Raw genomic sequence first — 9,451 nt, forward strand, 5'->3', positions numbered from 1 at the left:
AATCAAAAAGGAGTTGACCTGTTATAATGTACAAATACCGAATTTTCATCATCGATGCTAATGGAGAAGAAAGTTCTAACAAACTAAACAGAGAAGATCCTAATAGAAAACAGAGAAATCAATTTTCCACCTTTCAAGAAGCCATTGAACGGTATAAGCATTATAAAAAAATATATCCAGCCTATTCCATTAAAATAATGAATATATAAATTTTCTTTATTTTTTCTAGAAATAGCAAAAAAAAGCCATAATGAAATAATTTTTATCAATAATTACCAATATTCATCGATAAATGCCCTCTCGACCGACGTATAAATAAAGAGGTTGAAAGGAAGAGGGAGAGAGTAAAGATGAATAATGAAAACAGAACCATGTTGTCTGTCAATGGAGCGGCCTTACTGATAATGGGAGTGGTTTTCCTTCTACATCAGCAGTTTCATTTTTCTGCATTGCTTCATAACCGACAACATGAAATGAGTACCCTTACTGGCGTTTCCTTATGGGCCACGATTTTTTAATCAGTTCTTCAGTCCTGTTCTATATCCTGGGTATCCTAAGCGCTCGTAAGAAAAAAATCAGAAGACGGCCCTATGAATCACATTATCTATTACGATGGCTTCCATGGGAACGATTGCTGCGAGAGATGGCATGGTTGAATATCATTTTGGTATCTTTATGTCACTAGCTGTGGTGGCATATTATTGAAGGATTCATTTACTATTGTTGGTAGCCGGTTTGTACGCGGTTCATCATGTAGCTGGTTTTTACTTTTTTACAGAAGCCGTTTATGGGGGCGCTGTTTATAATTTATTAATGGTGGGGGTCCACGCTACTTTCGTGATGATCGCGGTTGTTGCCCTCATTTTCCAAATCGTGATGGCGTCAAAAGCAGAAAAAAATCAACAAGTGGTGCAGGAAAAACAGGAACAAATCATTCAACAATTAATTCAAAATATTAAAAAAACGTCACACCAATTAAAAGAAGCATCCGTCGAATTATCTACCAATATAAGTGAAACGGAAAAAGCTTCCTAGCAAATTGGAGCCTCGATAGCGAATGTATCGCAGGGAAGCGAAGGCCAAGAACATCAAACCATAACGATGCACCAGGCGTTAGAACAAATATTAGATCGTGTTAAAAAAGTAAATCAACAGAATGACACGATTCAAGAGACATCAGCGGAATGGTCTCGTCAGTCTCAAAAAGGTATTCAGTCCTTAGCCCATAATCAGACGAATATGACCCGTGTGGATCAATCCTTAGCTGATGTATCGGCAGTAATGCATTCCCTAGAAGGAAAAACATATCAGATTGGTGAATCAGTGGAATCGATTACAATCATTGCTAATGAAACAAATTTGTTGTCTCTTAACGCCTCTATTGAAGCCGCTCGTGCCAGGGAACATGGAAAAGGTTTTGCCGTGGTCGCGCAGGAGGTACGAAAATTATCTGATCTATCCAATGCAGCAGCGAAGTCTATTCATGCCATGGTAGCGGACATTCAAGGATTTACCCGCCAGGCCTCCGAAACGTGGAAAGAAGGAGCGGAGGTAATTACAAACGGGCAGCACATGACTAAAGAGATCGAAGCCGTTTTGATGCAAATTACGAACGGAGCCGCCCAGGTAGAGACGCAATTGATCGATTCGGTAGCGGAAACCAATGAATTGCTTGGGAAGACGGATCAATTAGTCGCTGCATCTAAAGACATTCAAGCTGTCACTCATATGACGTCCAATGAAGCAAGGGCAGTAGCTGCAGCATCGACTCAACAAACGTCTAATATGAAGAACCTAACTCAAGTTATTCAAGCTATTGATCAGATGGCCGGAGAACTAAGTCAGAACGTTGATGAACTAAAAAGATCATCATAGATCATACATCCCGCAGGGAAAAGGCATTATTGGAAGAAAGGATGTTTACATGCATGATCAGTATCAATTAGAACAACAAATAGAACAACAAACAAACCCTCTGTTAATGCAGGCTAAATCAACCACCTCAAGTCGAATGTCTGTTTATGAAAATATTCATGCCCTGGCGCTGAATGCCCGCGATCGTTTACTGGCATTATGTCTTTATACGCACGAACAGCTTGTTAATAGTACGTCCCAGCAGACCCAGGGATCATGAAGCATTCTGTTAACCGTTATGGGTTTAATTATGCATTCTTCAGCCACTGAAAATGACGCTGTATTTCAGCAAAGTACCATGTTCCTACAACCATTAATGAAACAATTATTAGTAGATATTCCTTAAAAAACCTCTGATTCTGTGCAGAATCAGAGGAAAAATAAGGAATAAAATGGCATGATGGAAAGAATTTTTGAACGTGTTAAGTCGTGCTGAAATAGAGCAAATGACGCATGCATTAATTAACGAGGCTAGGCAATTTCATAAGGAGGATCGAATCGCTGTATATTATCATTTCAAGAACAAGGCGGCTAATTATAAAGTAGACCTATTGGCGCTTTCACTTTACTTGCATGAGGAATTAAGCACATCTTCTCTAAATACTAAATCGTATGAATGGTTATTCTTAACTGCGATTAGCTTAGGTTGGCATCCCAAAGAAGAGGAAAATGTTGATATGTACAAAAAAATCCGGACTATACTCATCCCATCGCCAAACAGTTATTGCAGTCTTTATAATGAATAACGTATTGATATTTGAAGAGCAGATATCTCGAATTTTTTCTTATTGATGAAATAACGTGAAGAACTCTGCTCTATACTTGGTTCCTTCACGTTAATTAGTTGTTTTTATTAATTTCGACCAAGTGCTGCCTTATTGAGGTTTAAGTAATTAGACCAAAAAAACTCCCAACCAATATATAAAGGTTAGGAGATAAAAGAGGACGAAACTTCACATTAAAAGAAACAATACTTTGATGCAAGGGTTGTAATACTGTTCCTTTTGTACATATATTTAAACATATCCTTTGTGCTTTTAAGTTTTCAAATGATTTAACTTAGTGTATCTCCATGTCTTTTGAAAAGTGTGGAAAACAAAGTAGGAGTGATAGAAAATGAAAACGGAAAAAGAAAAAATGATCGCAGGGGAAATGTACAATCCTGCTGATCTAGAATTAGTCGAAAACCGAAATGAAGCAAGACGTAAGGGGAGAGTCTATAATCAAACATTGGAAACCGAACAACAAAAGCGGACAGCTTTATTAAAAGAGTTCCTAGGAGCCACCGGAGAAAATATCTACATAGAGCCCACTTTTCGGGTGGATTACGGCTACAATGTAATCGTAGGCGAGAATTTTTACGCAAATTTTGATTGTACGATTTTGGATAGTTGTGAGGTGCGATTTGGCGATAATTGTATGCTTGCTCCCGGTGTGCAGATATATACAGCAACTCATCCGCTTCATCCAACGCAACGAAATTCTGGTACAGAATTTGCAAAGCCAATTACGTTCGGAAATAATGTATGGATTGGTGGAAGTGCCGTTATAAATCCTGGAGTAACAGTAGGAGACAATGTGGTAATTGCATCAGCAGCGGTCGTCACAAAAGATGTTCCGAATAACGTTGTTGTTGGTGGAAATCCAGCTCGAATCATAAAGAAGATCGAGGTATAATGTAGCTTTTTATCGTCCTTACGCTGGATCTCGTGCTTTCAAGATACTCATTCAGCAGCTGATTGATAATACTAAAAAGTATCTTATCAATGAAAGCGTGAAAAGCCGTCAGCTGTTATATTCAAGGTGAGAAGGACGCTTATTAAAAACGTGCGTTATATCTTATAATTTGAAACAAAGGCTCTTTCCTACCAGTGATTGATAGAACCGAATACTTACGTACCTTGGCTGTATCTATCTGCTGCTTACTTTTTTGATTGGGTAAGAATATACGTTAGCACGTACAAAAAAGGGTGAAAGGTAGAGATCGATGTCTAATAGAACATAATATACTTTTCCGTGTCGTCTATCCTTCAGACGAAAGACGTTTGAAGGGAGGTGTTGAATGGTACTTTTTTCCTCTGTCTGCAATATTAGCTCCTATAATTGTCATCATTACAAGACTTTTATTCACTTATTGACTGTATAAGCGAGTAAGAAGTCATCATAGATGAGACACAGTAACCAAATAACCCCCCCCAAGTGGGGATGTTTTTCTCTGACAATAACTTCTGCCGGTCTTACAAGATGGAAGTCAGGAATATTTAACTATAGATAAGGCGCTGTTCTTCTGATACTCTAAGCCTATCCCTTAAAGTATAGATAGACGAAGATCCCATGAATAGTATATTAACGCCACTAAAACAAGACCTGGCTCCTCTCTTGAGAGAAAAGCCGGGTTTTGTTTTGGTGGTTTCTTTAATGCCGTTTCCATAAAAAAGTGAAAGGATCTTCTTCTCTTTTTTAGCACGAAAGCGAATGTTTTCTATGGTAAGTAAATGCAGAACCATGATTTCCTCTATATAAAAAACTCCAAAAAAAGCAATTTTCTAGATGGGACTAAGAAAAACTTTGCTTATTGGGCATTTTTTGCTAGTTATCTACATAGTCTTCTCTTTTTCTTACCCTCTGTTTTGCCCATATAGCGTGTTATCCGCTACATATGGGCAGATTATATGTATTTGATTACTTTGGCAGGTTTTCCTCCTAGACAACGTTGGCTGGCACATCTTTTATGACAACAGCTCCAGAAGAAATAACCGCATTGTTTCCCACCGTAACATCTGGATTAATGATGCATCTTCCTGCGAGCCACACGTTGTCCCCAATGGTTATAGGTTTAGTATATTCGATTTCTGTCCCTTCTGTAGGACCTTTACCGAAAGTATACTGTGGCCAGGCGGCTAGGCTAAACGGTGATAGTCTCCCTTCTTGTACCACCTTACCTATATTTTGATCTGAGACTTGTTTTTAATGCTAAATGTCTTCATGAGTTCTCAATAAGGGAAGTGATCCTCCATTCTTAAGCGGATCACTTTCCGTTTTACTTTTTCCGGATAAAACCGATTGGTTATCATCAAAAAAACACCTCCAGAACACCTCCAGATTAGATAGTGCACCCCGAAAGTTAGAGTGAAATTTAACGATTGGGGTGTTTTTTTCTGTCTCATATTATAGGTCCAGTCTAAAATAGAAGTTGTTTTTCTTCTGCGTCTGCTCTCCGTACAGGTATGATTTTCCATAGCGACTTATTTTCTATAAAAATAGAGGTATCTATCTGCTTCTTGTTTTCATTCCTGCTTTACGTTGAATCGCCTCTTGCCGATATAACAGGTATACATTCCTTAGACAAAGGATAAACGTCTTTCGATGCATCGGTAAAGAGAAAGAGAAACGGAGGCAATACATGAACAATATGGAAGGCACCTATCAAGGAGGTATGGTGGTTGTATCGGTTTTGATTGCGGCATTAGCCGCTTATGCTGCATTGGATTTAACCGCCCGCATGCGGCATTCACACGGCCGACGTCGGCTGTTATGGCTCTACAGCGGCGCGTTGGTGATGGCGATTGGCATCTGGTCCATGCATGTGGTGGGAATGGTAGCGTTTCGGATGGACATGGTGATGCGGTATGATCCCTGGCTGATGGCTCTTTCTTTTGGTGCCGCGGCTCTTGGCGCCTGGATTGCCTTTTGGACAATCAGCCGATCGGCCACGCTGCCCTGGCGCCGGCTGCTGCTTGCCGGTCTTTGTATGGGAGTTGCGATTGCCGCGATGCATTATATTGGGATGGCTGCGATGGAAGGGGTCGCTATTTCCTATCGACTGGGGCGCTATGTACTGTCCGTTCTTGTCGCTATCGGTGCCTCGTTAGCCGCGCTCATGGGCTTTCATGAACTGGCCAAGCGGCCCTCTTCCCGGGCCCTGTATGCGTGGAAAGGAGGGAGCGCTCTGTTGATGGGATTCGCCATCAGCGGCATGCATTATATCGGCATGAGCGCGGCTCGTTTTTCTATGCCAGAAAATGCCGCTCCCATCCCCGCCTACGCGATCGATAGCACCACGATGGCCATTCTCGTCGGGATCTTTGCGTTTCTCATTCAACTCTTTTTTGTCGGGGGCGCTCTGATTGATCGACGCCTGGTGTCTCAGTCGGACCAGCTCACCGACAATGAACAGCGCTATCAGTCCCTGGTTACGCACAGCGTCGATGCCATTTTTACGCTGGATCTGAAAGGAAGGTTTCGAACCATGAACCCACCCGGGGTGGCTTTGACCGGTATTTCGGCTGCAGATTGGCCCACCCTGGATGGGAAAGCCCTTTTCACGGACGACTCACTCGAACCAGCGGTTCAGCATTTTCAACGCGTTCTCGCTAACCAGCAGGCCGTCTATTTCAATACGGTGATAACCCCCAACGGAGCGCCGCTTCCGTTGAATGTCACGCTGATTCCAATGTATCTGCATGGCATGCTGGAAGGGGTGCATGGCATCGCCCGCGACATTTCTACCCAGGTCCAAGCAGAACAGGCGATGCATCGCATCGCCTACACGGATGCCCTGACGGGCCTCCCGAATCGGCGGGCGTTCGTCGAGCAGTTGGAACAAACGTTGGCCACGCCAACGGGCCAAGCCGTGCTGTTCTTTTTAGACCTTAATCGATTTAAAATCATTAACGATTCGCTTGGTCATACGGTCGGAGATCAACTACTTTGTGCGGCCGCCGAACGCTTACAAACCTGTGTGCCAAAGGAAGGACTGCTGGCGCGGCTCGGAGGCGACGAGTTTACGGTTCTCCTTCCCACGATTTGCGATAACGATGGGCCCACCGAGCTGGCCCGGCACCTTCTCGAAGCCTTAGAACGTCCTTTTCTAGTTGGCGAATATGAACTATCCACGTCAGGAAGTATCGGCATTGCGGTAGCGCCGGAAGACGGCGGCGATGCCGTGACGCTCATGAAGCACGCCGACATGGCGATGTATGCTTCTAAAAAGAGAAATCAAAATACGTATTCCTACTACCACGCTACCTTGGCCCTCAAGTCGGAGACGGTCCTCCAACAAGAGCAGGAGCTCCAACGCGGCATCGACCGAAACGAATTTTACCTGGAGTATCAGCCACAAATTAGCTGTATCACCCGTCGCCTTGTGGGCGTGGAAGCACTGGTTCGCTGGAAAACCGAGGACGGCACCATTCGTTCCCCTGGGGATTTTATTCCGTTGGCCGAAGAAACCGGATTAATTCTTCCCCTAGGGGCATCCATTCTAGACATGGCGTGTCGCCAAGCGAAAGAATGGGTCACAAACAAAACCCCCCTATCGGTTTCGGTGAATGTGTCAGCCAAACAGTTTCAATCCGAGGAACTGGTGGCTTCTATCGCTTCCCTTCTGGAAAAATATCAGCTGGCGCCAGAATGGCTTGAACTGGAAGTTACCGAAAGCATGACGATGGACCAATTGGATCGTTCGATTCGAATTCTGCACGCCCTGCGGGAGCTGGGGGTATCGCTCGCGATCGATGACTTTGGGATGGGGCACAGTTCCCTGTCCTACCTCAAAGACTTTCCGATTCAACGACTAAAAATTGACCGTTCGTTTGTGCAGGGGGCGCAGGACCATCCTAAAACCAAGCAAATTACCAATGCGATCATTGCGATGGGGCGTCATTTGCATATCGATATCACTGCGGAAGGGGCGGAGACTGCCGAGCAAGTGGCGTACTTGGAAGAGCAGCACTGTTCGGATATCCAGGGGTTTTATTTCAGCCGACCGTTGTCCGCAACGGCCCTCGAAACCAAGTACTTGATGAAGCAGGCCTCCTTTAGTGACGTAGAAAACAATGGCGCATAAAACTCGCCGTTGATTCTGGCTTTTGTACTGTAAAAAGGCTTTTGTTGATTGCTTTTGGCGGTTCAAACGGTAAACCAGCGATAAACCATCGTAGTTATAACTCTAGAGAGGGCGCTTCCTGACCGTAGTCTTTCACCGAACAACAGTATTTTATGGATGAATAAAGCGAAACCTATCGAACCAGTAGGATGTCCTTTTCTTGTCTAGATCTATCAAGAAAAACAACTGTTTTTAGGTGGAGCACTACCCTGATATGAAGAACAAAATGATCCTGACTATCAATAACGGAGTATTGTTTTTTATCATAATCCGTTACAAAAGTACGGATCCTTCACAGAGAAAGACGGTACTTTATAAAAAAAGAAAAAGATACTCCACCTGACATAACGACATAATACAATCAATGGCATACGGATAGCTATCGAATTTTCTTTAGCGAACTTAGCTTATGCAGGGAGGGGAATCTATATAAGGGACAGAGAAATGTTGTAGCTGTTACTATTGGAAATTTGAAGAATGGATGGGGTAAAGATAAGATAGTGGGAGAAGGTAATAGTAAAACATTCCATCTTGCGAGGTGAAAAAAGATGAAAGAGAATTGGGAAGGCGTCTTAGTCAAACTAGTGTATATTCAAAATGGGAAAGATGAGCTTCCATTTGTCTTCTTTTTTGATACCGTCCCTAAGCTGAAACAAGAATTAGAGGTATCAACATTTGAGGGTTTTCAAGTAGGGGATCCGTTAGATTTAGGAAAGCACCAACTAGTGGTATTTGATACAATGATCGATTATATGGAGAATGAATATGACGAACCGACGTCAGAAATTGAATCGGTTACATATTATGTGAAAGCAAGAAAATAAGCAGCAGTCATTAAAAAAGAAGCCAAGAGCCTTTTTCTATTCTTCAGCGTTGGGATAGAAATCTTTTCTTAGGAATCGGTTTTTTTAACTAAAGACTCAGTGAACGTTTCTAAATATTCAAAAAAGATCCAATCGTTCTTGTTGGGAGAAGCCAAAAAATTGTACGACTTCTTTATTTTGAATAATCATCACATTGATTCGTTCGTTTTCCATATCGAGATGGACATTGACTTCAGCCAGAGGTCGAAACTGGCTCCATAAGGGATCCACATTTGCTGTCCACTCCTTCATTTCATCCTTAGCAGCTTCTAACGATGCATGACCGGCTAGTAGATTTTCCACGTCTGTTTTTAACTGTTTGATGTGGTTTTTGTTTCGGTGAAGTGTGGTTAATTCTAGGGTGGCTGCCTGGCCTTTCGCTACTATTGTATAGGGATTAATAAAAACAGCGGGAGCCAAGTAGACATGAACTAAACTGGTAAACACCTTTAAAAATGAATCTTCGATCATGAGGCATTGCTCCTTTTCAACACATGGGCTCTCCGTATGTTTGGGGCGGCACGTCGCCAAGTGGATTTGACTGCAGCGGTTTCTTGCAGTACGTCCATCAACAAGTAGAAAAAGATCTTCCTCGTACGGTAGCAGCGGTGCATCGTGCAAGCACGAGTGTATCGAACCCAAGCGTAGGGGACTTGGTGTTCTTTGATACAAGAGGTGGCCCCTCTCATGCGGGGGGGCTCCACTGGGTAACGATTTCCAGCATGGACAGTAGTTATGGGGCCCCGCGTTACATCGGCGCCGGACGTGTTTAATAGCTGTAAGATCG

8 protein-coding genes and 1 pseudogene are annotated in these 9,451 nt (G+C 42.9%); 7 read left to right on the top strand and 2 right to left on the bottom strand.

From position 1 onward, the window contains the following. The first annotated feature begins 720 nt into the window (after positions 1-720). The 4 genes from MMY81_RS32170 to MMY81_RS32185 all read left to right on the top strand — a co-directional run bounded on the left by MMY81_RS32170 (position 721) and on the right by MMY81_RS32185 (position 3,591). Complete coding sequence (locus tag MMY81_RS32170; protein ID WP_252314464.1) at positions 721-1,035, top strand: hypothetical protein; 315 nt, start codon at positions 721-723, stop codon at positions 1,033-1,035. Between the two features lie 66 nt (positions 1,036-1,101). Further along, the gene (locus tag MMY81_RS32175; protein WP_252314463.1) at positions 1,102-1,875 is read left to right on the top strand and encodes a methyl-accepting chemotaxis protein; all 774 of its coding nucleotides are present in this window, start codon (positions 1,102-1,104) and stop codon (positions 1,873-1,875) included. Positions 1,876-1,924: 49 nt separating this feature from the next. Beyond that, on the top strand, positions 1,925-2,134 hold the full coding sequence (locus MMY81_RS32180; protein WP_252316028.1) for a hypothetical protein: 210 nt from the start codon (positions 1,925-1,927) through the stop codon (positions 2,132-2,134). An 896-nt stretch (positions 2,135-3,030) separates the two neighbouring features. Next, a complete protein-coding gene (locus tag MMY81_RS32185) occupies positions 3,031-3,591 on the top strand; it encodes a maltose acetyltransferase domain-containing protein (RefSeq protein WP_252314461.1) in 561 nt (186 codons plus the stop codon). Between the two features lie 991 nt (positions 3,592-4,582). Here MMY81_RS32185 and MMY81_RS32190 read toward each other — a convergent pair. Then, positions 4,583-4,704, bottom strand: a pseudogene (locus MMY81_RS32190) (acetyltransferase); the annotation flags it as partial. 613 nt (positions 4,705-5,317) lie between these two features. On the opposite strand from MMY81_RS32190, the gene MMY81_RS32195 reads away from it, so the two are divergent. Beyond that, entirely contained in the window at positions 5,318-7,762 is a 2,445-nt protein-coding gene (locus MMY81_RS32195) for a bifunctional diguanylate cyclase/phosphodiesterase (protein ID WP_252314460.1), read from the top strand. A 587-nt stretch (positions 7,763-8,349) separates the two neighbouring features. Beyond that, positions 8,350-8,625 carry a hypothetical protein gene (locus tag MMY81_RS32200; RefSeq protein ID WP_252314459.1) on the top strand — a complete coding sequence of 92 codons (276 nt, stop codon included), beginning with the start codon at positions 8,350-8,352 and terminating at the stop codon, positions 8,623-8,625. 117 nt (positions 8,626-8,742) lie between these two features. Here the strand turns inward: MMY81_RS32200 and MMY81_RS32205 are convergent, their stop codons facing one another. After that, entirely contained in the window at positions 8,743-9,135 is a 393-nt protein-coding gene (locus tag MMY81_RS32205; RefSeq protein ID WP_252314458.1) for a hypothetical protein, read from the bottom strand. Between the two features lie 23 nt (positions 9,136-9,158). Between MMY81_RS32205 and MMY81_RS32210 the strand changes: the two genes are divergently transcribed. Further along, positions 9,159-9,437 carry a C40 family peptidase gene (locus tag MMY81_RS32210; protein WP_256497981.1) on the top strand — a complete coding sequence of 93 codons (279 nt, stop codon included), beginning with the start codon at positions 9,159-9,161 and terminating at the stop codon, positions 9,435-9,437. Positions 9,438-9,451: the final 14 nt, after the last annotated feature.

Source organism: Sinobaca sp. H24 (assembly GCF_023845525.1).

Coding starts and splice junctions, on each gene's coding strand:
- MMY81_RS32185 (WP_252314461.1), top strand. CDS start 3,031: ATGAAAACGGAAAAAGAAAAAATGATCGCAGGGGAAATGTACAATCCT.
- MMY81_RS32200 (WP_252314459.1), top strand. CDS start 8,350: ATGAAAGAGAATTGGGAAGGCGTCTTAGTCAAACTAGTGTATATTCAA.
- MMY81_RS32205 (WP_252314458.1), bottom strand. CDS start 9,135: ATGATCGAAGATTCATTTTTAAAGGTGTTTACCAGTTTAGTTCATGTC.
- MMY81_RS32210 (WP_256497981.1), top strand. CDS start 9,159: ATGGGCTCTCCGTATGTTTGGGGCGGCACGTCGCCAAGTGGATTTGAC.
- MMY81_RS32175 (WP_252314463.1), top strand. CDS start 1,102: ATGCACCAGGCGTTAGAACAAATATTAGATCGTGTTAAAAAAGTAAAT.
- MMY81_RS32195 (WP_252314460.1), top strand. CDS start 5,318: ATGAACAATATGGAAGGCACCTATCAAGGAGGTATGGTGGTTGTATCG.
- MMY81_RS32180 (WP_252316028.1), top strand. CDS start 1,925: ATGCATGATCAGTATCAATTAGAACAACAAATAGAACAACAAACAAAC.